Raw genomic sequence first — 25822 nt, 5'->3', positions numbered from 1 at the left:
GTCGAAAAATGCACCATATAAGTGCAATAAATCACCATTTTGTAGCGTTCGTGCACCGTGATTTTTAGCCATAAATTTTACTTAACATGGTTTAACGGCGTTTTAAATTAGATTAAACCAAATAATTAGAAATTTAATTTAGTTAAAAGGCCATCACCCAGAATGGTGCAGTTGGCGGACGATCCGCGCTATGCGTACCATTGTATCGTCATGCACCGTTTTGTATCGCCGGTAACGAAATGTAAATTCCTGCGTAACGTAATGTAACTGCGAGTAACACCAAGTAGCAAAAAATACCGTCAGAAATAAAAAAAACCGCCCGGTTTGCACCGGGCGGTTTCTTTAACAGCGCTCTAAGATCGGCTTATGCTTCGCGCGAAGCCTTCTTACGCTCGTGCTCTTTCAGGAAGCGCTTGCGCAGACGGATCGATTTCGGGGTGATTTCCACCAGCTCGTCGTCGTCGATGAATTCCACGGCGTATTCCAGCGACATCTGGATCGGCGGCACCAGGCGCACGGCTTCGTCGGTACCCGACGAACGCACGTTGGTCAGCTGCTTGCCCTTGATCGGGTTGACCACCAGATCGTTGTCGCGCGAGTGGATACCGATGATCATGCCTTCGTACACCGGGTCGTTGTGGACCACGAACATACGGCCGCGATCCTGCAGTTTCCAGATCGCGTAAGCAACAGCGGCGCCGTCATCTTGCGAGATCAGCACGCCGTTGCGACGGCCGCCCAGTTCGCCCTTGGTGTTGTCGACCGGAGCGTAGGCATCAAACACGTGCGACATCAGGCCGGTACCGCGGGTCAGGGTCATGAATTCGCCCTGGAAGCCGATCAGGCCACGCGCTGGAATACGGTATTCCAGGCGCACACGGCCCTTGCCGTCGGATTCCATGTTCTGCAGGTCGCCACGACGACGGCCCAGTTCTTCCATCACGCCGCCCTGGTTGGCTTCTTCCACGTCAACCGACAGCTGCTCGAACGGCTCATGGCGCACGCCATCGACCATTTTGAACACCACGCGCGGACGAGATACGGCCAGTTCGAAACCTTCACGACGCATGTTTTCGATCAGGATGGTCAGGTGCAGCTCGCCGCGACCCGATACTTCGAAGGTGGTGTCGTCGTCGGTTGGCGCAACGCGCAGCGCCACGTTGGCTTTCAGTTCTTTGTCCAGACGGTCGCGCAGCTGGCGCGAGGTCACGAACTTGCCTTCGCGGCCGGCCAGTGGCGAGTTGTTGACCATGAAGTTCATGGTCAGGGTCGGCTCATCGACGGTCAGCATCGGCAGCGGATCAGGGGTGTCGGTGGCGCACAGCGTCGAACCGATACCGATTTCATCGATACCGTTGATCAGGCAGATGTCGCCGGCCACGGCTTCGTCCACCAGCACGCGCTCCAGGCCCTTGAAGTTCAGCACCTGGTTGATGCGGCCCTTGATCGGGGTGGCGCCTGGGCCATTGATGACCAGCACGTCCTGGCCGACCTTGATGGTGCCGCGGTTGACGCGGCCAATGCCGATTTTACCAACGTAGGACGAGTAGTCCAGCGAGGTGATTTGCATCTGCAGCGGGCCTTCCGGATTGTCGTCACGGACTGGCACGTGTTCCAGGATGGCGTCGAACAGCGGCTTCATGTCGCCCGAACGTACGTCTTCGGTCAGGCCGGCGTAGCCGTTCAGGCCCGAAGCGTAAACAATCGGGAAGTCCAGTTGTTCGTCGGTGGCGCCCAGCTTGTCGAACAGTTCGAAGGTCTGGTTGATGGCCCAGTCGGCGCGCGCGCCCGGACGGTCAACCTTGTTGACCACGACGATCGGCTTCAGGCCCAGGGCCAGCGCTTTACGGGTCACGAAGCGGGTCTGTGGCATTGGGCCTTCCTGGGCATCCACCAGCAGCAGAACCGAGTCCACCATCGACAGTACACGTTCCACTTCGCCGCCGAAGTCGGCGTGGCCTGGGGTGTCGACGATGTTGATGTGGGTGCCTTCGTACTCAACCGCGCAATTCTTCGACAGAATCGTAATGCCGCGCTCTTTTTCGAGGTCGTTCGAGTCCATCACGCGGGTATCAACCGCCTGGTTTTCGCGGAAGGTGCCGGACTGGCGCAGCAGTTGGTCAACCAGGGTGGTTTTACCGTGGTCAACGTGGGCGATGATTGCAATATTGCGAATTGCGCGTTTAGTAGTAGACATGGTCGTTATCTTGGGGAAAAACTTCAGGTGCGTACAAGTCGTACGGGTAGCCAGCTAGTATAGCATGTTGCGATGCAACTTCATCGCTTTATTCGGCGACAAAGGCGATTAATCGTTCCGGTTGCAGGATGCTGTACTCGCCGAGGATGGCCGTGCCCAGCAGCTTGGCGTCCAGGTACACGCGTACCCTGCCCTGCCCGGCCGGCACGCTGACCGACGGCTCCTTGCCCAGCGCCAGGCGCTGGCCGTTGAGGAAGCGCTTGGCCAGTTCGGCGTTCAGTTGCACCGCCGGAAAGCTGGACAGCAGCGCGTCGACCGGCGACAGCAGCGTCAGCGGCGCTGCGTGCGCGACCAGCTCCTCCAGCGTAATCATGTGCTCGGTGGTCAGCGCGCCGACCTGCGTGCGGCGCAGCGCGTTCAGATGGGCGCCGCAGCCGAGCGCTTCGCCGATGTCCTGGCCCAGCACGCGGATGTACGTGCCCTTGCTGCAGGTGACCGACAGCTTCAGGAACGGCGCGTCATACGCAATCAGCTCCAGCTTGTGGATGGTGACGTCGCGCGCTTCGCGTTCCAGCGTGATGCCTTCGCGGGCATATTCATACAGCGGTTTGCCGTCGCGCTTGAGCGCCGAATACATCGGCGGCACCTGCTTGATCGGACCGCGGAACTGCGCCAGCACGGCGTGGATCTGCTCCAGCGTGACGTTGACGTCGCGCGTATCGATCACTTCGCCTTCAGTGTCGCCGGTGTCGGTGGTCTGGCCCAGGTGCACGGTGGTGTCGTAGGCCTTGTCCGCCTCCAGCAAGTCCTGCGAGAACTTGGTGGCCTCGCCGAAACACAGCGGCAACAGGCCGGTGGCAAACGGGTCGAGCGTGCCGGTGTGGCCGGCCTTCTTGGCGTTGAGCACGCGCTTGGCCTTGATCAGCGCATCGTTGCTGGAAAAGCCCACCGGTTTGTCGAGCAGCAGCACGCCGTCCACCAGATCGCGGACTTTTTTGGGATGGTTTTGCTTCATATTCGCTTCAGCATAGGTTCCCGCCTGCGCGGGAACGACGGTCGCTCCCGCGCCGGCGGGAGCCCATAGAACGGTTGATTACTCCTGGCCGTCGTCCAGCGAGCGGGTGCTGTTGGCCTGGTCGATCAGCGCCGACATCGCCATGCCGCGCGCGGCCGAGGTGTCGTGCACGAAGTGCAGCTGCGGCAGCGTGTGGATATGCAGGCGCTTGCCCAGCATATTGCGCAGGTAGCCGGCGGCGGCGTGCAGGCCGGCCAGCGTGTTTTTGACCGACTCCGGATCGTCCTTCAGCATGGTGAAGAAGATTTTCGCGTGCGCGTAGTCCGGGGTGACTTGCACCTCGGCCAGCGTGATCATGCCGACGCGCGGGTCCTTGAGTTCAAAAACGATCAGTTCGGACAGGTCTTTCTGGATCTGATCGGCCACGCGCAGACCGCGCTGGGGGATGTTTTTACTATGTTTTGCCATGATGATTCCATAAACGGCAAGTGGACGGGAGCTGATGCCCCCGTCCACTTTACCAGATGCTGCTGTATGCGTCCGAAATTACAGGGTACGAGCGATTTCCTGTACTTCGAACACTTCCAGGGAGTCGCCCACCTGGATGTCGTTGTAGTTCTTCAGCGACAGGCCGCACTCCAGACCGGCGCGTACTTCTTTGGCGTCGTCCTTGAAGCGTTTGAGCGAGTCGATTTCGCCAGTCCACACCACGATGTTGTTGCGCAGCAGGCGAACCGACGACGAACGTTTGACCACGCCATCGGTGACCAGGCAACCGGCAACCGCGCCGACTTTGGACACCAGGATAACCTGGCGTACTTCGACCTGACCGATAACGGTCTCGCGCTTCTCTGGCGCCAACATGCCCGACAACGCCGATTTGATCTCGTCGATCGCATCGTAAATGATGTTGTAGTAGCGAATGTCCACACCGTTCGACTCGGCCAGCTTGCGGGCTTGGGCATCAGCACGGGCGTTAAAGCCGATGATGACTGCTTTCGAGGCCACCGCCAGATTGACGTCCGACTCGGTGATGCCACCGACCGCAGCGTGCACGATCTGGACCCGAACTTCCGAGGTCGACAGTTTTTGCAGCGAGCTGACCAGCGCTTCTTGCGAACCCTGCACGTCGGTCTTGACGATCAACGGCAGGTTTTTGACTTCGCCTTCGGCCATCTGGCCGAACATGTTTTCCAGCTTCGCAGCTTGCTGCTTGGCCAGTTTCACGTCGCGGAACTTACCTTGACGGAACAGACCAATTTCACGTGCTTTACGCTCGTCGGCCATGACCATGACTTCTTCACCGGCTTGCGGCACTTCGGTCAGACCCTGAATTTCGACCGGAATCGAAGGACCTGCTTCGTTGATCGGCTTGCCGTTCTCATCCAGCATGGCGCGCACGCGGCCGAACGAGGAACCAGCCAGAATCACGTCGCCGCGTTTCAGCGTACCGGACTGCACCAGCACGGTCGCAACCGGGCCCTTGCCTTTGTCCAGACGGCCTTCGACCACCAGGCCACGGGCCGGCGCATCGATCGGTGCTTTCAGTTCCAGCACCTCGGCTTGCAGCAGCACTTGCTCCAGCAGGTTGTCGATGCCTTCGCCGGTCTTGGCCGATACCGGCACGAATGGCGATTCGCCACCGTATTCTTCCGGCACCACGCTCTCGGCAACCAGCTCTTGCGTAACGCGGTCGACGTTGCCACCTGGTTTGTCGATCTTGTTGATCGCCACCACCAGCGGTACACCGGCTGCTTTCGCGTGAGCGATCGCTTCTTTGGTCTGCGGCATCACGCCGTCGTCGGCTGCCACCACCAGGATCACGATGTCGGTGGCTTTCGCACCGCGGGCACGCATTGCCGTAAAGGCTTCGTGACCCGGCGTATCCAGGAAGGTGATCATGCCGCGCGGGGTGTCCACGTGGTATGCGCCGATGTGCTGGGTAATGCCACCAGCTTCGCCCGACGCCACTTTGGCGCGGCGGATGTAATCCAGCAGCGAGGTCTTGCCGTGGTCGACGTGACCCATGACAGTGACCACCGGTGCGCGCGGCACCGATTCAAAGTGCGCATGCTCGCCCTGGTCGGCCAGGATCGCTTCCGGATCGTCCATCTCGGCAGCGTGGGCTTTGTGACCCATCTCCTCGACCACAATCATCGCGGTTTCCTGATCCAGCACCTGGTTGATGGTGCACATCTGGCCCAGCTTCATCAGCTGCTTGATGACTTCGGACGCCTTGACCGACATCTTGTGCGCCAGTTCGGCCACGGTGATGGTTTCCGGCACGTGCACGTCTTTGATGACGGCTTCGGTCGGGGCCTGGAAGTTGGTCTCGCGATCATCCGACTGATGATGACGACGACCGCCGCCCTTGCCACCGCGCCAGCTGTCGCGACCGGTGCCAGCACCTGGACCGCTACGGCCTTTGTTCGGGCCGCCTGGTGCGCCGCGTTTCTTGGCGTCGTCCGACCAGGTCGACGACACATTGGCCGACTTGATCGATTTCTTGTCCGCCGTACCAACCGCAGGTTTCTTGTCGCCTGGCTTGTCGCCCGGCTTGGCGGTGGCGCCGGTGGCTGGCTTGTGCAGCGTGCCTTCGGCAACTTTTGGCTTGACTGGCGCAGGCGCAGGCTCAGGCGCCTTGATGGCGCGGCGTGGCGCGTTCATCATGGCCTTGATCTGGGCGACCTCGTCGGCGACGGCCTGACGGGCGCGCTCCGTGGCAGCGGCCTGGTCGGCAGCTTCCTTGGCGGCCACGGCAGCCTTTTTCTTGGCTTCGTCGGCAGCAGCTTTTTTCTTCGCGTCTTCCGCAGCGGTGTCGACCGCAGGCGCGGCCGGCGCAGCCGAAGTCGGCGCAGCGGTCGCGGCCTTGGCGGCGGCAGCAGCTTTCTTGGCTTCTTCCTTGGCTTCGGCTTCCGCTTCCTTCTTGGCGGCGGCGGCGGCTTCGGCGTTGGCTTTGTCCTGGGCGGCTTTATCCGCTTCCAGCTTGGCCAGACGCTCCTGCTTCTCGCGCAGTTCCGCTTCCTGACGGGCGATCAGTTCCGCTTGTTTCTTGGCGTCTTCTTCACGGCGCGCAACGTCGGCCGGATCGACCACTGGCGCAGGCGCCGGGGCCGGCGTGGTGGTCAGCGGTTCGTCGCGCTGCACGAAGGTGCGCGTTTTCTTGACGGCGACCTGGATGGTGCGGGCCTTGCCATTGGCGTCGGCCTGCTTGATCTCGGTGGTTTCCTTGCGCGTCAGCGTAATTTTCTTCTTCTCTTCAGCACCGGCGCCATGGGTCCGGCGCAGGTGGTCGAGCAGCTTATCCTTATCCTCTTTCGACAATGGATCTGACGCCGAACTTTTTTCGACGCCGGCAGAACGCAGCTGCGTCAGCAGCAAGTCTGCAGGCATCTTCAGTTCGGTGGCAAATTGGGCTACGTTGTTACTCGCCATTCAGTCCTCTTTTCTATGTGTCGCGGAGATGATAAAGATAATCAAATTAAGCCTTTGCAGATTCAGTCAGACTCCAGGCCTTGGCTTGCAAGCCTTTGGCGCGGTCGTCGTACTTCGCATCAACCAACTTCATCTCATCGTCGGTCACATCTTCAAATTCACTCGTAATCAGTGCGCGTGCACGGTCAGACGACAGGGCCAGAATGGCGCCGAACTCGTCATAAGCCAGGCCGGCAAACGCTTCTACCGTTTTGATACCAGCCAGGCCCAGCTTGCCGGCGGTGATGCGGTCCATACCTTCCAGACCGACCAGCGCCTCGTCCATGCCTTCCAGGCCTTCTTCCGAAGCGATGGCTTCGGTGACCAGGGCGTCACGGGCGCGGGTGCGCAGTTCGTTGACCGTATCTTCGTCAAACGATTCGATTTCCAGCATTTCGGAGATCGGCACGTAAGCGATTTCTTCCAGGCTGGCAAAGCCTTCTTCCACCAGAATGTCGGCCACTTCCTGGTCGACATCCAATTTTTCCATGAACAGCGCGCGAATCGCGGCGGTTTCCTGGGCTGCCTTGTCGGCCGATTCCTCGGCCGTCATGATGTTAATTTTCCAGCCGGTCAGATCGGACGCCAGGCGCACGTTCTGGCCCGAGCGGCCGATGGCGATGGCCAGGTTTTCCTCGTCCACCACCACGTCCATGGCGTGCTTCTCTTCATCGACGACGATCGAGGACACATTGGCCGGGGCCAGCGCGCCGATCACGAACTGCGCCGGATCTTCCGACCACAGCACGATGTCGACGCGTTCGCCGCCCAGCTCACCGGTCACAGCCTGCACGCGCGAACCGCGCATGCCGACGCAGGTACCGATCGGGTCGATGCGTTTGTCGGCCGTGTAGACGGCGATCTTGGCGCGCACGCCGGCGTCGCGCGCCGCCGATTTAATTTCCAGCATGCCTTGTTCGATTTCCGGCACTTCCAGCTCGAACAGCTTGGCGATGAATTCCGGCGCGGTGCGCGACAGGATCACCTGCGGGCCGCGCATATTGCGGTCCACGCGCAGGATGTAAGCACGCACGCGGTCGCCGATACGCAGATTCTCTTTCGGGATCATCTGGTCGCGTGGCAGACGGGCTTCGATCTTGCCCGATTCCACGATGGCATCGCCGCGCTCCATGCGCTTGATGGTGCCGGTAACCAGCGAGTCGCCGCGTTCCAGAAAGTCGGCCAGGATCTGTTCGCGTTCAGCATCGCGCACGCGCTGCAGGACCACCTGTTTGGTGTCTTGCGCAAAGCGGCGGCCGAATTCCACGGATTCGATCGGCTCTTCGATGTGGTCGTCCACTTCGATGTCGGCGATCTGTTCCTTGGCTTCGAAGTGCAGGATTTCCTGGTCCGGCAGTTGCAGGCCCGCTTCATCCGGCACCACGTGCCAGCGGCGGAAGGATTCGAACTCACCCGACTCGCGGTCGATCGAAACGCGGATGTCTACTTCACCCTCATACCGTTTCTTCGTGGCTTGTGCCAACGCGAATTCCAGTGCGCCGAAAACGACATCTTTATCGACGTTCTTCTCACGCGCCAGCGCGTCTACCAATAACAAAACTTCGCGACTCATGCTTTGCGTCCCTTAAAATCCACCTGCGGCACCAAGCGTGCCTTATCCACATCGGCGAGCGTAAAATCCAACTGCGCCGGACCTTCATTACTTTCAAATTCCAACGACAAATTCTCGCCAACGGGTTCCAGCAGGACACCCGTGAACGATTTCCGGTTGTTCGTACCCGGCATGGCTGCGCGCAGTTTGATCACGACTTCACTGCCGGCAAAACGGCTGAAGTCCGACAGCTTGCGCAGCGGACGATCAAGGCCCGGCGACGAGATTTCGAGACGCTCGTAATTCACGTTCTCGACCGTCAGCACGTGCGACAACTGATGGCTGACCGTGGCGCAATCTTCCACGGTGATCATGCCTTTTTCTTCGGCATCTTCCGCGTTGAAATCGATAAACACGCGCAGCAGTCCGCGCTCGGCCCGTTCGACATCAACTAGCTCGTAGCCCAGACCGACAACGGTCTTTTCAATTAAATCCAGAAGCTGCAAGAAATTCTCCAGTCCAAGGCTTGTTTTTATGGTGCAAAACAAGCCGTTTAAAACGGTTCAACAAAAAAAAAATGGGCATCTGCCCATCTTTCTAAAACACCCAGCCAGATGAAGAGTTCCGCCGCGAGACGCAATTGGAACTTCTACCAGGCTGCATATTATAACCTTATATGAAGTCCGCTGCAATGCCGCACAGGCGGCATGGCAGACTTACAACAAGGCGAAAGCTGCCTGAGGTTGCTTCAAAATGCACGCAGCGAGGCGCGGCGACGAAGGCAGTGCACCTGCACGACGAGGAGCCGCAACGAAGCTGCGGGCTTTTTTAAGCGACCTCTCAGCCTTTGCGGCGACGTGGCATGCCATGATCGGCAGCGCCACCACGAGGCGGTTGGCCACGGCGTGGCGCACCGCTCGACGCGCCGAAACCAAACGTGGTTTGCAACGGATCTGGCTGACGCGGACCACGGCTCGGCCCCTTGGCTTGCTGACCGCGTGGCTGCCCCTGGCCGCCCTGACCCTGACCGCCCTGACCTTGCGGACGACCACCCTGGCCTTGTACACGCGGCGCCGGGCCTTCACCCAGCGGACGGCCACCGGCGTAGCCGCCAATACCTTGCGGACGACCGCCCGGACGGCCGGAAGTCTGTCCCTGGCCGCCTTGACCAGCTGGACGACCCTTGCCGCCGCGAGCAGCATTGCCGCCGCCAGCACCGCCACCAAAACCACCACCCTGGCCACGACCGCCATTGCGGGCTGGCTTGCCAAATGGCAACGCATTGGCGTTGCTGGTGTCGGCGCGGTTGAAGTTCGGCTCGTTGTCGTCATCTTCGTCGTCATCGTCGAAGTCACGCTCATCGCGCCGGTTGCCGCGTTCGATGTGCTGATCGCCCTGGCCGTTGCGGCCGCGTTTTTCCGGACCTTTGTTCTGCGCCGGCTTGGCTTGCTGCTGACCCGGACCTTTGGCGCGCGGAGCGACTGCAGCCGGCGCGGCGCCATCGCCACTGCCTTTTTTCTCGATGCTGTAAGCAGCCATCAGACCGCGCACTGCATTCTCTTCCATCTCTTCCCAGCGGCCGCGTTTCAGGCTGCTTGGCAAGGTCATGGCGCCGTAGCGGGTACGGATCAGGCGCGACACGGTCAGGCCGATCGCTTCAAACATGCGGCGCACTTCGCGGTTACGGCCTTCGCCGATGATCACGCGGTACCACTTGTTGATGCCCTCGCCGCCGCCGTCGGCGATCTTGGAGAACTGCGCGACGCCGTCTTCCAGCTCCACGCCGGCCAGCAACTTCTGGCGCATGCCTTCTTCCAGCGGCCCCAGGGTACGCACCGCGTATTCGCGGTCGATGCCGTAGCGCGGGTGCATCAGGCGGTTCGCCAGATCACCGGAGGTGGTAAACAGCAGCAGCCCTTCGGTATTGAAGTCGAGGCGGCCAACGGCCAGCCATTTGCCGGCTTTCATGGTCGGCAAACGATCGAATACCGATGGACGGCCATCCGGATCATCCATCGAGACGATCTCGCCGGCTGGCTTGTGGTACACCAGCACGCGCGGCGGCTTCTTGCTGACGCGGCGCTGAATCAGCTTGCCGTTGATGCGCACAGCATCGGTCGGCAGGATGCGCTGGCCGATGTGGGCCGGCTCACCGTTGACCGACACGCGGCCGGACACGATCAGCTCTTCCATGTCGCGACGCGAACCCAGGCCGGCTTCCGCCAGCACCTTGTGCAGTTTTGGCGCGTCGTCGTCCGCCGTCAGGTCGCGGCGGGCCGCTTTCTGTGGCTGGCGACCCTTGCTGTCGTCGCTGTCGAACGCATCCGAAGTGACGTAGGAGAACGCGGCATCCGCGTCGTTTGGCTTGCCGCCGGCGTTCTGACCGCCGCGCTGCTTGCCGTTCTTGCCGCCATTGCGCGGCGGCTTGCCGTTGCGCGCATTGTTGCGGTCGCCGCGCTCGTGGCGTGGCTTGCCGTCGGCAGCAACTGGCGCCGCACCTTCCGCACCTTCAACCACTGGAGTTGCCTCGACGGCGACTGGCTCAGGACGCGGATTCAGCGCCTCGCGCACGGCGCGCTGTTCGCGCATCTGGCGCGGACCACGCGGACGCTGCTGGCGCTCAACGCGCTCACCGGCTGCGGCCGGCGCTGCATCAGCGGCAGGCGCCGATGCCGGCGCGGCGGACGCCTCGGCAACAACCGCATCGGCGGCTGGCGCGGCTTTCTTGGCACGCGGCTTGGCGGCTGGCTTGACGGCCGGCTCGGCAGCAGCTGCTTCAGCTGCCGGTGCGGCGGCTTCCACGGCGACGTCGGCTTTCTTGGCGCGCGCTTTTTTCACTGGCGCCAGCGTGTTGGAAGCGACTGTTTCAGCAGCTTCCGCTTTTGGCTTGGCTTTGGCTTTCGGCTTGGCGGCTGGCGCGTCACCGGAAGTGGCGGCGGCATCGGCCTCGATTTGGGCTTTGGTACGGCGCTTAGGCTTGGCGACTACGTCCGCCGCGGGTGCGTCGATGATCTCTGGGGTATCAGGTTTGTTCATTATTCGTTTCTTGGTTGTGCTCAGCGTCAACCGTTAAATCTGGCGCAGGGCCGGGTTCTTGCTCAATGTCCGCATGGTCGGCACCGTCCTGCTGCGCCGCTTTCTCAAAGTTCTCTTGCAGAGCCGCTTCCAGGGTTTCCATCGCGTTCTGACCATCACTGATTTGCTGCAATGGCGGCAGCTGGGACAGCGAATTCAAGCCCAAATCATCTAAAAACTGTTTGGTGGTGCCCAGCAAGGCTGGACGGCCGACCACATCGCGATAACCGATGGCGTCGACCCAACCACGGTCTTCCAGCATCTTGATCGTCTGCGAATTGACGGCCACGCCACGGATTTCCTCGATATCGCCGCGCGTCACCGGCTGGCGATAAGCGATGATGGCCAGGGTTTCCAGCGTGGCCCGCGAATACTTCGGCGGCTTTTCCGGATTCAGGCGCTCAAGATACAGCTTCATTTCCGGACGGCTCTGGAAGCGCCAGCCGGTCGACAGGCTGATCACCTCGACGCCCTTGCCGGCCCAGTCCAGCCGCAACTCCTCCAACAATTCCTTGATCGTATCGGCGCCGACACCGGGGCCGCGCGGCCGGTCCTGATCGTCCAGCTCGACAAACAGTTTTTTCAGACTGTGGATCGACAACGGCTCACGGGCGCATAGCAAGGCGGTTTCGAGGACTTTTTTAGCCTCAACTGTATCCATAAGCAAAATCGAAAGAAATCAATCACATTCAGTGAGTCAGTGATACGTGCGGGAGGACTCGCTGAAGCTGCTTTTCCGACACCAAGGCCTATGCGCACCCGGCGGGAAGGAGGGACTTGCCGGCAACCGCCGAAGCCGTTGCTTTCTACGTAAAACGTGGGCAGGAAGCCAGACGTTTCATCCAACAACGCGAATTGTACCTGATAAAACGACAAAAAGCGCATTTCGCCGTCATCGAAATGTAACGGACGCCGGCAATCTAACTTACACGGCGGTAAGGCGATCCGAAAGAATGGCGGAAACGCCAACAAAAGCCGGATATTCGGCGGTAATCACCCAGGTCGGCACCGCCGCCAGGTATTTGTCGAAGCGGCCCTTGGCTTCAAAGCGGGCGCGGAAACCGGAACGGTCGAAACGTTCGCCGAGCTTCGGCACGATGCCGCCGCCAATATAGATACCGCCCTGCGCGCCCAGCGTGACGGCGATATTGCCGGCAATCGTGCCCAACATGCAGCAGAACGCTTCGATCACCTGGTCGCACAGCGGGCATTCGCCACTCAGCGCGCGGCGCGAGATTTCGGCCGCGCTGAGCTTCTCGGCCGACAGGCCACCGTGATCGGCCAGCGCGCGGTAGATCAGTTCGATACCGGCGCCGGACATCAGGCGCTCGGCCGACACGTGCTCAAATTCTTTCCAGGCAAATTGCAGGATCGCCACCTCGGTCGGATTGGCCGGCGAGAAGGTCACGTGGCCGCCCTCGCTCAGCAGTGCGGTCCAGCCGTCCTTGCCCGGAATCAGGCCGGAGACGCCGAGGCCGGTGCCGGCGCCGATCAGGCCGAGCGGGGTGCCCGGCACGCCGACGCCCCCACCCACCTGATGTTTCTGGGTGGCCGACAGCTGTGGCAGCGAACTGGCCAGCGCGGTGAAATCATTGACCACCACCAGCGTGTCGAAATTGACTTCGCGGCGCAGCGCCTCGATGGAGAAAGCCCAGTGGTGATTGGTCATGCGCACCATGTCGCCGGTGACCGGGTTGGCAATGGCGATGGCGCCGTTGCGGATACCGGTCACGCCAGCCTGGGCGACCACCGGCGACGCCAGATACGCAACCAGGGCGGCGGCCAGGGTTGGGTAGGCGGCGCACGCCAGCACTTCGATCGCTTCAATCTTGCCAGGGGCGGTTTCCAGCGCAAAGCGCGCATTGGTGCCGCCGATGTCCGCCAGCAGACGCGGGCCACCAGGGAATACAGTGGTCAGGGAGGGAGGCGTTTGTACGGACTGAGCTGTCATGATTGAGCGAAAATAGTTGAGGCTTAAGCTTAAGGTAACTCGTCAGAACAGGCAAGCGAAGTTTGTAGTTTTAGTACAGTTTGCTACAGAAATTGGGAAATGCCGAGATTAGAGGCGTAGTATGACTACCAGCAACGCCGATTACTGTCAGCCCATGTCATTCCCGCGAACGCGGGAATCCATGGGCATAAAGTGGGTGCAAGCGCCGTATGGATTCCCGCCTGCGCGGGAATGACTGGCAATGCGGCGCGGGAATGACTGGCAATGCGGTGCGGGACAATCAGACCGAGGCGGGCGTGTCCTGCGGCAGCGATTCGCTACGAAAAGCGGCATTCCACGCCTCCAGCCCGCCATGCAGCGGACGGGCGCGATGGAAGCCCTGCCCGATCAGGCTCTTGGCCACATGGGCGGCGGTGACGTCGTTGGGGCAGCTGCAATACACGATGATCGGCCGGCTTTTATCCAGGCCACTAATCTCCGCACTCAGTTCGCCGCCGTTGAACAGCAGAGCGCCGGGCACGGCCGGGTCCAGCATTTGCGCCGTGGCGCTGCGGGCGTCGATCAGGATCGGTTCATGCCCTTGGTCCATCAGCTGCTTGAAGTCCTCGACGGTAATCCGGTCGATTTCCACCGACTGGCGGAAACGCTTACGCTCGACATATTTAAACGCCACGAACAGGGCCAGCAACACCAGCAGCACGATCAGCGCGGTCGAGCCCATGGTGCTGAGAATATCCAGCAACTGGTCGACACTGGTGTGGAAGAAGGCGCCGATGCCGATACCGGTACCGGCCCACAGCAAACTGCCCATGATGCTGAAGCACAGGAACGTGCCGCGGCTGGTGCCCAGCGCGCCGGCCAGCGGCGGCGCAATCACGTTAAAACCGGGGATGAACTTGGAGACGATCAGCGCCTTCGGGCCCCAGCGCTTGAAATTGTCTTCCGTCTGGCTGACGCAGTAATCCGGCGACAGCGAAATCTTGCACAGCAGCTTGAGGATGCGCTTGCCGTAAAAGCGGCCGGCGCGGAACCAGAAGCTGTCGCTGATCAGGCAAGCCAGCATGGCCACCGCCAGCACCGAGATCCACGGCGTGTCGCCGTCAACCGACATGGCGCCGGCCACGATCAGAATCGGGAACGCAGGAATCGGCATGCCGATCTGTTCGACCAGCACAATCCCGAACACAATCAGGACGCCATATTCTTGGAGCAGGAGGATTAAATTCGCCATACAGATATCTTAACTTAAAAAACGCTTAACCGCTGCGAGGGATCGCCGCCAGCAAGGCCTGCGTGTAGGGATGTTGCGGGTTACGGTACAACGCGTCCGCGTCGGCCAGTTCCACTACTTCTCCTTGTTTCATGACCATCACCTGATCGGCCATGTACTTCACCACCGCCAGGTCATGCGAGATGAAGATGTATGACAGACCCAGCTCATCCTGCAAATCCTGCAACAGGTTAAGCACCTGCGCCTGCACCGACACATCCAGCGCCGACACCGACTCGTCGCACACCAGGATTTCCGGCTGCAAGGTCAGGCAGCGGGCGAAGGCGATGCGTTGCCGCTGGCCGCCGGAGAACGCGTGCGGATAGCGGGACATGGCAGATGCGGGCAAGCCGACTTTTTCCAGGAGCGCTTGCGCCATCGCCCTGCGCGCCTGATCGTCGGCCCCGATGCGGTGGATGCGCATCGGCTCGAGCAAAATGTCGCCGACGGTGAAGCGCGGGTTCAGCGATGCATACGGGTTCTGGAACACGATCTGCATGCGCCGTTTGTACGCCTGGAATGCGCGCGGGGACAGGCTGAGCAGGTCCCGGCCGTCAAACAGCACGCTGCCGCCGCTGGCCTGGTGCAGCCGCAGCAAGGTCAGTCCGACGGTGGTCTTGCCGGAACCGGACTCCCCTACCACGCCCAGCGTCTTGCCGCGCGCCAGCGTGAACGAGACGTCCTTCACCGCGTGGAATTCGCGCTGGCGCCACCAGCCGTCGCGCAGCATGAAGTGCTTGCTGAGGTTGCGCACCTCCAGCAGCGGCACATCGTCCGGCGAAGCGCCGCGCCGGCGTTCGGGCTGTGGCGGCGGCGTCGCGCCATCCAGATAATCGGCGATGACCGGCAGCCGCCACGGCCGCGCATCCAGTCTCGGACGGCAATGCAGCAAAGCCCTCGTGTACGCATCCGCCGGCTGTTGCAGCACCTGCTGCGCCGGCCCCGCCTCGCGCACCTCGCCGCGGCGCATGACAACCACGTGGTCGGCAATCTGCGCCACCAGCCCGAGATCGTGCGTAATGAACAGCACCGACATCGCGCGCCGCCGTTGCAGGCGCGCGAGCAGCTCCATGATCTGCTGCTGGATGGTGACATCGAGCGCGGTGGTCGGCTCGTCGGCGATCAGCAGCCGTGGTTCGCAGGCGACGGCCATGGCGATCATCACGCGCTGCTGCTGGCCGCCGGACAGTTCGTTCGGATAGCCGTCGATGCGGGCGGCCGGATCGGGAATGCCGACTTCCTCCAGCAATTCCAGCGTGCGGCGGCGTGCCTGGCCCCGGTTCATACCCATGTGCAGCTTGAGCACCTCGGCGATCTGCGCGCCAACCGTGAACACCGGATTGAGCGATGACATCGGCTCCTGGAAAATCATGGCGATGTCCTTGCCGCACAGCGCGCGGCGCTGTTTGCCATCCAGCGCCAGCAGTTCCCGGCCGTCAAAGCGAATGCTGCTGGCTGGATCGACAATCGCCGCCGCCGGATCGAGCAAGCCCATCACCGCCAGTGACGCCACCGACTTGCCGCTGCCCGACTCGCCCACCAGCGCCACGGTGGCGTTGTGCGGCACGCTGAAGCTGATGCCCTTGAGCGCCTCGTTGGTGCTGTGGCGGTCCAGGCGGAAGCCGACGCGCAGATCCCGCACATCAAGCAAGCTCATGATTTCACCCTGGGGTCGAGGGCGTCGCGCAGCGCGTCGGTGAACAGCGAGAACGCCGTCACCAGCAGCGCCATGGCGCTGGCCGCCGCCGCCAACTGCCACCAGCGGCCCAGCAGCAGTTCGTTCTGCGCCTCGTTCAGCATGCTGCCCCACGAGACCGTGCCGACCGGCACGCCAAAGCCGAGGAAGCTGAGGATCACTTCCGCCTTGATGAAACCGACCACCAGGATCGACAGCTGCACCAGCGCCACATGGCTGACGTTGGGGAAAATATGCCGGAACATGCGGCGCCAGTGCGAGGCGCCGATGGCGTCGGCGGCCAGCACGTACTCGCGCGTCTTGTGCTTCAGGTATTCGGCGCGGATCAGGCGATACGGGCCGGTCCAGCCGGTCAGGCCAAGAATCAGCACAATGGTCAGCACGCCCTTCTGTTGCAGCACCGCCGCCACGGCCAGGATCATCAGCACCGAGGGGATCGCCGTGAACACGCTGTAGAACCAATTAAAGACATCGTCCACCACGCCACCGCAATAGCCGGACAGCGCGCCGAACAGCGAGCCCAGGCCCACCGCCAGCGCAGCCGCCACCAGCCCGACCACAATCGAGGTCTGGCCGCCCTTGATGGTTTTCTTGATGACGTCGTGGCCCCACTTGTCGGCGCCGAACGGCAAGGTGGCGCGCCGCGCACTGTCGGCCGCCGACCCGCGCGCCGCCAGTTGGGCGCGCAGGTCGCGGATATCCGCCGCCAGCGGATCGAAGGGATTGTCGGGCAAGGCCCGCTGCTGCGCGGGCGCTGCCGGCGTTTCGGCAGTGTCCGCACCAAGAAAAGCCGGCGGCGCATAGCTGACGCCGGCCTCATCCTCCCAGTCGGCCGCGACCAGCCCGGTGGCCGACAGCACCACCATCAGCAGGAACGCCGCCACCACCGCCAGCGACGCCATCGCCACCCGGTCCGCGCGCAAACGCTGCCAGGCCGTCATGCGAGTTTCACCCGTGGATCGACCGCCTGGTACAACAGATCGGTCAGCAAGTTGAACACCATCGTGGCAACCGCGACATACACCGTAACCGCCTTAATCACCGGAAAATCGCTGCGTTCGACCGCCAGGATCACCTCCCTGCCGATACCCGGAATGCCAAAGAAACGCTCCAGCAGGAACGCGCCGATCAACAAGGCCGGCAAGTTGGACATCACATGCGTCAGGATCGGGATCGCCGCATTGCGCAGCACGTGCACCCACATCACGCGCCGTTCGCTCAGCCCCTTGGCGCGCGCCGTGCGCACATAATCCTGCCCCACCTCGTCCAGCACAAAGCTGCGGAACAGGCGCAAGGTCGGCGCCAGCGACACCGCCAGCCCGATCAGGATCGGCAGCACCGCATAGCGCCAGCCGCCCCAGCCCTGCACCGGAAACCAGCCCAGCCGATACGCCAGCCAGTACTGGAACACGATGATGTAGACCAGGATGCTGATCGACATCCCCATCGTGCAGGCCAGCATCACCGCGCGCTCGGTCAGCGAGCCGCGCACGAAGGCCACCATCAGCGCCAGCGCGATGCCGATGCCGGTTTCCAGCACCGTCAGCGGCGCCAGCACCGCCAGCGATGGTCCCAGCCGGGTGACGACCAATTCGGAAACCGGCTCGCCCGTCGCCCAGCTCAGGCCGAAATCAAAGGTGGCAACCTGCCTGATAAAAATCCACAGCTGCACGTAGTACGGCTGATCCACGCCGAGCTGGCGACGGATATTGGCGATGCTGTCCGCATCCGCCATCTTGCCCGCCAACAGGTAAGCCGGATCGCCGCCGACCCAGTTAAACAGCACGAACAGCAGCAGCACCACGCCCAGCATGGTCGGCAGCATCTGCCACAGGCGGCGAATTATGTAAGCAAACATGCAATCTCCGGTGAGGTTGCAAGGCTACATGATTTTGCCTGTGTGGGGACAATGCAACAAAATGTAACAGCATGAACCTGGATTAACAGAAATTTACATTCACTAAACTAGTGCACCTGCCCGATTACGGACAATATTTTTACTTACTTTTAAATCGCAACTCTGTTTTTCTTTCGTCACCCCCATCCATCGCACCAAATTAGAGCGCTTTTATCCCGGATTTCAGGCGTGATTACTGCGCGACCCACCGCGTTAATTCGGCATCCGCGTAGGGGTTTCCACATTGACAGTAATTTGACCCAAATGGTCAGATGAATTACTGAAAAGAGCGGCCACGCTCTTATTCGGATAAAAAAATACATACCAACACACCCGTTGTTTATCGTTTTAATTGGGAGCTACATCAATGATGGTTGAAACCGTATTATCGCGGTCGGTCCGCCTGATCTGCGCCAGTGGACTGGCACTCGGCATGCACACCGCCTTGGCACAAAGTACCGACGAGGCGCCGATCCAGCGCGTGGAAATCACCGGTTCGAGCATTAAGCGCATCAGCGCGGAAGGCGCGCTGCCGGTGCAAACCCTGTCGAAACTGCAGATCGAGCAGAGCGGCGCCACCAACGTCGCCGACCTGATCGCCACCCTGCCGTCGATGCAAGGCTTCACCACCTCGTCGATGTCGGTCAACGGCGGCGGCGGCGGTCTGCAGACGGCCTCGATCCACGCCATCGGCGAAGGCTACACCCTGGTGCTGCTGAACGGCCGCCGTCTGGCGCCGTCCACCTCCGGTTCCACCGTCAACCTGGCCAGCATTCCGCTGGCCGCCGTCGAGCGCGTCGAAATCCTGACCGACGGCGCCAACACCCTGTACGGTTCCGACGCGATTGCCGGCGTGGTCAACTTCATCCTGAAGAAAAACCAGACCGACGCCATCATCGAAGCGTCTTATAACCAGCCGCGCAGCAGCGGCGGCACCACCTCGACCGCCTCCATTTCCAAGGGCTGGGGCGACCTCGACAAAGACGGCTTCAACATCCTGCTGTCGGCGTCCCACGATGAAAGCACCGCGTCCTACGCCAAGGACCAGCCGTTCTCGCAAAGCGGCGTGATTCCGTTCTACGCCAACGGCAAGGCCTACAGCCTGTACCAGCTGAGCTCCAATTCGATTCCCGGCACCGCCACCGTCAAATACACCAAGGCCGACGGCACCGCCAGCAGCGTCGCCTTCAGCCCCAATCTGCTGGCCACCGGCGCCTGTAACGGCGCCAACCTGTTCAAGGTCGGCAACCGCTGCCTGTATGACTATGCCGCCACGGTGGAAAACACCCCGGGCCTGCGCCGCGACAGCGGCTTCGCCTCGGTCAATATCAAGGTCAACGAGAATACCAATTTCTTCGCCGAAGGCCTGATCTCGTCGTTCAGCAACACCGCGCAGTACGCCGCGCCGGCGCAACCGCTGGGCCTGCCACTGAGCAGCCCGCTGTACGCCAAGTACATCACCCCTTACCTCACCAAGCTGGGCGTACCAGCCGGCGCCACCGTCAACAGCGTGACCATGAACCTGCGTCTGGTCGACGCCGGCGGCCGCGCCGACGAGTACAAGACCGTCGCCAAGCATGCCGCCTTCGGCTTCGACGGCAGCTACAAGGGCTTCGACTGGCGCACCGCCTATACCCACTCGGAGAACAAGCAGACCGACACCGCCGCCGGCGGCTACATGTCGCTGAACATGTTCGACGCGCTGGTCGCGGCCGGCAAGTTCGATCCGTTCGCGCCGCCGGGCACCTCGCAGGCGGTGCTGGCCCCGGCCGTGCTGCACAACGAGTTCAGCGTCACCAAGTCGAAGATCGATATGCTGCAGGCCAGCGCTTCGACCGAAGTGTTCAAGATGCCGGCTGGCGTTGCCCAGCTGGCGCTCGGCGCCGACTTCACCCAGCAGAAATATTCGGAAGCGCCGGATGCGTTCTCGCAGGGCCAGAACAAGCAGCAGCCCAACTTCACCGACGCCATCGTCGGCGGCGGCGCCGGCGCGCTGCCGATCGACGCCAAGCGCAACAACTGGGGCACCTACGGCGAGCTGCTGCTGCCGGTGCTGAAGAACATGGACCTGACCGTGTCCGGCCGTTACGACGACTTCAGCGCCGTCACCAACAACCAGAACTTCGACACCGACGGCAACCTGATTGCGCCGGGCAAGCAGGGTGAATCGGCCAGCAAGGCCACCTATAAAGTGGCGCTGCGCTGGAATCCGGTGGAATCGGTGCTGATCCGCGGTTCGTACGGCACCGGCTTCAAGGCGCCGACCATGACCAACATCGTCAAGCCACTGGTCAACGGCGGCTCGTCGGCGTTCCACGCCTGCCCGATCACCTCGGCCAGCGACCCGCGCTTCAAGCTGTGCAACCCGGGCTCGTCGGAATACGGCCTGCTGTCGGGCGGCAACGCCGCCACCGGCGCCGGTGCGCTGCGTCCGGAACAATCGAAACAGGCCACGCTGGGCATCCGCATCGAGCCGGTCAGCAACCTGTCGATCGGCTTCGACTGGTGGGACGTCAAGCTGCGCGACCAGATCCAGACCCTGTCGGAAGACCTGGTGTTCAACAACCCGGCCGTGTATGACAGCCTGCTGCGCACCTACTTCGATCCGATCCAGAAGCAGAACGTGCTGGTGGCCGCGCTGACCCCGTTCAACCTGGCCAGCTCGCACTACCAGGGCATCGACTGGGATCACAGCTACAAGGTCAACACCGCGCTCGGCAAGGCCGCGCTGCAGTGGACTGGCACCTTCATGAGCAAGGCCGAGCAGACCACGCCGGGCACCGGCCTGGAGAAAAACATCGGCCGCTTCAATTCCTACTCGGACGTCACCTTCCGCTGGATTTCCAAGCTGACCGCGTCGCTCAACACCGGCCGCTTCACCCATGCGCTGACCGCCAACTACCACTCCGGCTACACCGACCAGGTGTACAACGAGGACGACTCGGTGGTGCGGGAAGTGCTGGCCGACGGCTCGCTCGGCAACTACGTGCCGATCACGCGCCAGGTGTCGTCGTACACCACCTTCGACTGGCAGACCAAGGCCCAGTTGGCCAAGAACTTCACCTTGACCGGCGGCATCAAAAACCTGGCCGACATCGCGCCGCCATTCACGATTCGTAATGCCGGCGGCGGCAACCAGTCTGGCTACGATGGCCGCTACGCCGATCCGTTGGGCCGTCAGTTCTACCTGAACGCGTCGTACAAGTTCTAACCAACGCGATAACGGTACCCTAGGCAATACCTTTGGCCGGCGCACGCCGGCCTTTTTTATTATTCATGAAGGACATATCTCATATGGCAAGAGATATCGACTTTGGCTATGGCGCCTATCAGAACATAGAATTATATTTATATCTGGGCTTCCTGTAATCTACACCCATCGACATTCACCGCAGTACACAGGAGAGCTTCCATGACCACCGCTACCGCCACTTACGCCGCCAAACCAGCCAAGCCAGCGACCACCCCATCGTGGAAACGCATCATCCGCCGCGCCTTCGAAACGCTGGGCAAGCACTACTCGCACGGCCCGTACATGCTGTAAAGCAGCCGCTGCAAAAAACATCAAGGGCCACACGGCCCTTTTTTTTCGTCGTTGTTTTTTACAAACAGATAATCTTTACATATTTGACACCCCAGCGCAGGCAGTGAATTATCAGGGATGGCTTCCTTACCGGCGGTCATACCCAGCCACCAACTTTCCATCAGGAAGTTGATTTGATAATAATATGAAGTTCGCTTTGGGAGTAGAGCAATGTTGAAAGAGACTGTGTTGTCCCGATCCATGCGCCGTATCTATGCGAGTGGCATGCTGGGCCTGGGACTGATCGCGCCGCTGGCGCAAGCGCAAACCGACGCGCCGATGCAGCGCGTGGAAATTACCGGCTCGTCGATCAAGCGGCTGGCGGCGGAAACCGCCAATCCGCTGACGGTCATCAAGGCCGACGACTTCATCAAGCAGGGCCTGACCACCGCGCAGGAAGTGCTGGACCGGATTCCGTCCAACAGTTCCAGCTTCGGCTCCAGCAACGTGGTGGGCGGCAACAGCTCCGGCCTGCCGACCGGCGGCCAGGCCAGCGCCGACCTGCGCGGCCTGGGCGGCGACAAGACGCTGGTGCTGCTGAACGGCCGCCGCATCGCCAACCACCCGTACGACGGCGCCAGCGTCGACCTCAACATCATTCCGGTTTCCGCGCTGGAGCGGGTCGAAGTGCTGCGCGACGGCGCCTCGGCCATCTACGGCACCGACGCCATTGGCGGCGTGATCAACTTCATCACCAAACGCTCGGTGCAGACCACCACCATCACCGCCGAAGCGATCCTGCCGCGCAAGGACGGCGCCGATGAGAAACGGGTCAACCTGTCGAGCGGCTTCGGCAACCTCGACACCGACGGCTACAATGTCTTCGGCGTGTTCGATTACCACAAGCTCGACATCCTGACCTCGCAGCAGCGCGACTTTTCCAAGACCGGCGTGATTCCGGACCGCGGCCTGAGCCTGACCTCCGGCACCACCTTCCCCGGCAACTACTTCGACCCGACCTCGGGCGCCACCGGCAACCCGTATTTTGCGGCCGGCTGCGACGCCCCGCTGTCGCTGCCGATCTCCGGCAACGGCACCTGCCGCCAGGATTACACGCGCCAGATCGACGACCTGCCGGAACAGAAGCAGACCTCCTTCTTCGGCAAGGCCACCTTCAAGCTGAACGGCGACCATCTGGCGTCGATCGAATACCTGCACTCGGAAAACGACGTGGTGTCGCACACTGCGCCGCCGCCGCAGACCGGCCTGCTGCTGCCGATCACCAGCAAATACTATCCGGGCAATTCCGGCGGCGTGCCGGCGGTGGCCGGGCTGTCGGGCGACCCGCTGTCGGTCAACTGGCGTCCGACCGAGGCCGGCCAGCGTGAAATCAATTCCAAGGGCGCGGCCGACCGCCTGGTGTTCAGCGCCGAAGGCCTGTTCAAGAGCTGGGACTACAAGGCCGGCTTCACGCTGTCGGAAAGCCGCTCGGCGGAATACTTCACCAACGGCTACGTCAACGACGCCAAATTCGCCGCCGGCGTGGCCAACGGCATCCTCAATCCGTTCGGCAAGCAGGACGCCGCTGGCGCCACCTATCTGGCCAGCACCGCGCTGCGCGGCAAGGTGCAGAACGGCAAGAGCCGCAACACCGGCATCGACGCCAAGGCCAGCCGCGACCTGATGGACCTGGCCGGCGGCAAGCTGGCAGTCGCCATCGGCGGCGAGCTGCGCCGCGAAGAAGCCGACTTCATCGTCAACCGCGACATCGCCGGCCAGGCTTCGTCGTCCGGCCTGTCGGGTTCGCAATCGACCAACGGCGCCCGCACCATCAAGGCGGTGTTCGGCGAGGTCAACCTGCCGCTGCTGCAGGACCTGGAAGTCAACCTCGCTGCCCGCTACGATGATTACAGCGACGTCGGCAGCACCACCAATCCGAAACTGGGCCTGCGTTACCAGCCGACCAAGGAAGTGCTGCTGCGCGGTTCGGCCTCGACCGGCTTCCGCGCGCCGACGCTGTTCGAGAAGAACGCGCCGCAGTCGAAGAACGATACCAACAACTCGTACAACGATCCGATCCTGTGCCCGGGCGGCGTGCTGTCGTCCAACCCGATCGCCAACCCGCTGCGCGACTGCGACCTGCAACAGTTCAAGCTGCAAGGCGGCAACCAGAACCTGAGTCCGGAAAAATCCAAGACTTTCTCGGTCGGCGTGGTACTGGAGCCGGTGCCGCAAGCCACGGTGGCGATCGACTACTGGAACATCCGCCTGAAGGACAAGATCAACGCGCTGCCGGAAGAAGCCATTTATGGCGACTACGCGAAATACCAGGCGCGCTTCCTGCGCAATCCGGACGGTTCGCCGTATGCGATTCTGGACCTGAAGGAAAACCTGGGCAAGGTCAACACCGACGGCGTCGACCTCAGCGTGACGCTGCGTTCGGGTGCGACCCAGGCCGGCAATTTCACGCTGACGCTGGACGGCACTTATGTGCACAAGTATGAGTACCAGGACGAGCGCGACGGTCCGTTCATCCAGAACGTCGGCCGCTATGCCGCCAACAATCCGGTGTTCCGCTGGAAGCACAACCTGGCGCTGAACTGGCGCCTGGCTGACTGGAATGCGACGCTGGCGCAGTCCTACAAATCGGGCTACACCGACCAGAACCTGGACATCGAGGACAAGTACCTGAACAAGGTGCCGTCGTATGCGCTGTGGAACCTGAGCGGCAGCTACACCGGCTTCAAGGGCGTCATCCTGACCGCCGGCGTGAAAAACCTGCTGGACAAGGAGCCGCCGTTCTCCAACCAGGGCACGCTGTTCCAGAAGGGCTACGATCCGCGCTACACCGACCCGGTCGGCCGCGCGCTGTACCTGCGCGGAACCTACAGCTTCTGATCACCACCGTCATTCCCGCGCAGGCGGGAATCCATACCACGCCGGCTCAGCATGGACTCCCGCCTGCGCGGGAGTGACGGCGACGACTCTGCTTACTTGGCGGCCGCTTCGGCGGCTTGCGTCGCCAGACGGCGCTGACGCACGGCGGCCGCCAGCCCCTGCAGCACCTGCACGCTGCTGTCCCAGTCGATGCAGCCGTCGGTAATCGACTGACCGTACGTCAGCTCCTTGCCTGGCACCAGATCCTGGCGTCCCGCCACCAGGTGCGACTCCACCATCACCCCGACAATCCGCGTATCGCCCGCCGCCACCTGGCCGCCGATATCGGCGCACACCGGCACCTGGTTCTCCGGCTTCTTCGAGCTGTTCGCGTGCGACGCGTCGATCATCAGGCGCGGCGCCAGGCCCTGTCCGGCAATCGCCTTGCAGGCCTCGTCCACACTGGCCGCATCGTAGTTCGGCGCCTTGCCGCCGCGCAGGATGATGTGGCAGTCCTCATTGCCATTGGTCGACACGATCGCCGAATGGCCGCCCTTGGTCACCGACAGGAAATGGTGCGGCTGCGACGCCGCCTTGATCGCATCCACCGCGATCCGCACATTGCCATCGGTGCCGTTCTTGAAGCCCACCGGGCACGACAAACCCGACGCCAGCTCGCGGTGCACCTGCGACTCAGTGGTGCGCGCGCCGATCGCGCCCCACGAGATCAGGTCGGCGATGTACTGCGGCGAAATCACATCCAGGAACTCGGTGCCGGCTGGCAGGCCCAGCTCGTTGATGTCGCGCAGCAGCTCGCGCGCCATGCGCAGACCGTCGTTGATGCGGAAGCTGTTGTCCATGTATGGATCGTTGATCAGCCCCTTCCAGCCGACCGTGGTGCGCGGCTTTTCGAAGTACACGCGCATGACGATTTCCAAGTCGCCGGCCAGCTCCTGGCGCAGCGGCGCCAGCAGGCGCGCGTATTCCATCGCCGCCTTCGGATCGTGGATCGAGCACGGGCCGATCACCACCAGCAAGCGGTCGTCCTGGCCGTGCAGGATGCGGTGCAGCGCCACGCGGGCGTTGGCGGCAGTCTGCTCCGCTGCTTCCGTGCACGCAAACTCGCGGATCAGGTGGGACGGTGGCGTCAATTCCTTCATCTCGCGGATGCGCAAATCATCGGTACGGGGCATTGCTGTTCTCCAAGTGATCTAAAAACATGGGTAAAAAAAAACCGCCTCGGAAGGAGGCGGTTTTTTGAGGATTCTGCTGGGACTCGTCTTGCTTCTACGTGC

17 protein-coding genes are annotated in these 25822 nt (G+C 62.0%); 3 read left to right on the top strand and 14 right to left on the bottom strand.

All coding sequences use genetic code 11. The annotated features are described in order from the left end of the window. Positions 1–364: 364 nt before the first annotated feature. The 13 genes from typA to GTP55_RS04380 form a co-directional block, all read right to left on the bottom strand. Positions 365–2197, bottom strand: a complete 1833-nt coding sequence (gene typA, locus GTP55_RS04440; protein WP_161043756.1) for a translational GTPase TypA — start codon at positions 2195–2197, stop codon at positions 365–367. A gap of 88 nt (positions 2198–2285) precedes the next feature. After that, complete coding sequence (truB, locus tag GTP55_RS04435) at positions 2286–3212, bottom strand: tRNA pseudouridine(55) synthase TruB (RefSeq protein WP_161043755.1); 927 nt, start codon at positions 3210–3212, stop codon at positions 2286–2288. A 78-nt stretch (positions 3213–3290) separates the two neighbouring features. Further along, positions 3291–3680, bottom strand: coding sequence for a 30S ribosome-binding factor RbfA (gene rbfA, locus GTP55_RS04430; RefSeq protein ID WP_161043754.1), 390 nt, complete (start codon positions 3678–3680; stop codon positions 3291–3293). 78 nt (positions 3681–3758) lie between these two features. Further along, positions 3759–6647 (bottom strand): translation initiation factor IF-2, encoded by a 2889-nt coding sequence (infB, locus tag GTP55_RS04425; protein WP_161043753.1) that lies wholly within the window; start codon positions 6645–6647, stop codon positions 3759–3761. A gap of 46 nt (positions 6648–6693) precedes the next feature. Then, on the bottom strand, positions 6694–8259 hold the full coding sequence (nusA, locus tag GTP55_RS04420; protein ID WP_110847054.1) for a transcription termination factor NusA: 1566 nt from the start codon (positions 8257–8259) through the stop codon (positions 6694–6696). Further along, positions 8256–8744, bottom strand: a complete 489-nt coding sequence (gene rimP / locus GTP55_RS04415) for a ribosome maturation factor RimP (RefSeq protein WP_110847055.1) — start codon at positions 8742–8744, stop codon at positions 8256–8258. Before rimP ends, nusA begins: the two co-directional genes overlap by 4 nt. A gap of 334 nt (positions 8745–9078) precedes the next feature. Then, complete coding sequence (locus GTP55_RS04410) at positions 9079–11274, bottom strand: pseudouridine synthase (RefSeq protein WP_161043752.1); 2196 nt, start codon at positions 11272–11274, stop codon at positions 9079–9081. Beyond that, on the bottom strand, positions 11261–11974 hold the full coding sequence (gene scpB / locus GTP55_RS04405) for an SMC-Scp complex subunit ScpB (protein ID WP_161043751.1): 714 nt from the start codon (positions 11972–11974) through the stop codon (positions 11261–11263). Before scpB ends, GTP55_RS04410 begins: the two co-directional genes overlap by 14 nt. Positions 11975–12238: 264 nt before the next feature. Continuing rightward, positions 12239–13264 carry a glucokinase gene (locus tag GTP55_RS04400; protein WP_161043750.1) on the bottom strand — a complete coding sequence of 342 codons (1026 nt, stop codon included), beginning with the start codon at positions 13262–13264 and terminating at the stop codon, positions 12239–12241. 280 nt (positions 13265–13544) lie between these two features. Beyond that, positions 13545–14495: a VTT domain-containing protein gene (locus GTP55_RS04395; protein ID WP_161043749.1), complete on the bottom strand. Its 951-nt coding sequence runs from the start codon at positions 14493–14495 to the stop codon at positions 13545–13547. 25 nt (positions 14496–14520) lie between these two features. Beyond that, complete coding sequence (locus GTP55_RS04390) at positions 14521–16191, bottom strand: ABC transporter ATP-binding protein (RefSeq protein ID WP_161043748.1); 1671 nt, start codon at positions 16189–16191, stop codon at positions 14521–14523. Then, entirely contained in the window at positions 16188–17171 is a 984-nt protein-coding gene (locus GTP55_RS04385) for an ABC transporter permease (protein ID WP_161043747.1), read from the bottom strand. Before GTP55_RS04385 ends, GTP55_RS04390 begins: the two co-directional genes overlap by 4 nt. After that, positions 17168–18088 (bottom strand): ABC transporter permease, encoded by a 921-nt coding sequence (locus tag GTP55_RS04380; protein ID WP_161043746.1) that lies wholly within the window; start codon positions 18086–18088, stop codon positions 17168–17170. Before GTP55_RS04380 ends, GTP55_RS04385 begins: the two co-directional genes overlap by 4 nt. Positions 18089–18494: 406 nt before the next feature. On the opposite strand from GTP55_RS04380, the gene GTP55_RS04375 reads away from it, so the two are divergent. The 3 genes from GTP55_RS04375 to GTP55_RS04370 all read left to right on the top strand — a co-directional run bounded on the left by GTP55_RS04375 (position 18495) and on the right by GTP55_RS04370 (position 24548). Beyond that, a complete protein-coding gene (locus tag GTP55_RS04375; RefSeq protein ID WP_161043745.1) occupies positions 18495–21338 on the top strand; it encodes a TonB-dependent receptor domain-containing protein in 2844 nt (947 codons plus the stop codon). A 201-nt stretch (positions 21339–21539) separates the two neighbouring features. Then, the gene (locus tag GTP55_RS30020; protein ID WP_255458126.1) at positions 21540–21671 is read left to right on the top strand and encodes a hypothetical protein; all 132 of its coding nucleotides are present in this window, start codon (positions 21540–21542) and stop codon (positions 21669–21671) included. 210 nt (positions 21672–21881) lie between these two features. Beyond that, complete coding sequence (locus tag GTP55_RS04370) at positions 21882–24548, top strand: TonB-dependent receptor (RefSeq protein WP_161043744.1); 2667 nt, start codon at positions 21882–21884, stop codon at positions 24546–24548. 92 nt (positions 24549–24640) lie between these two features. Here GTP55_RS04370 and aroG read toward each other — a convergent pair whose 3' ends face one another. Continuing rightward, entirely contained in the window at positions 24641–25720 is a 1080-nt protein-coding gene (aroG, locus tag GTP55_RS04365; protein WP_161043743.1) for a 3-deoxy-7-phosphoheptulonate synthase AroG, read from the bottom strand. Positions 25721–25822: the final 102 nt, after the last annotated feature.

It is taken from the genome of Duganella margarita, assembly GCF_009857535.1.
GTDB lineage: Bacteria > Pseudomonadota > Gammaproteobacteria > Burkholderiales > Burkholderiaceae_D > Rugamonas > Rugamonas margarita.
This window is presented reverse-complemented; position numbering and strand designations above follow the sequence as displayed.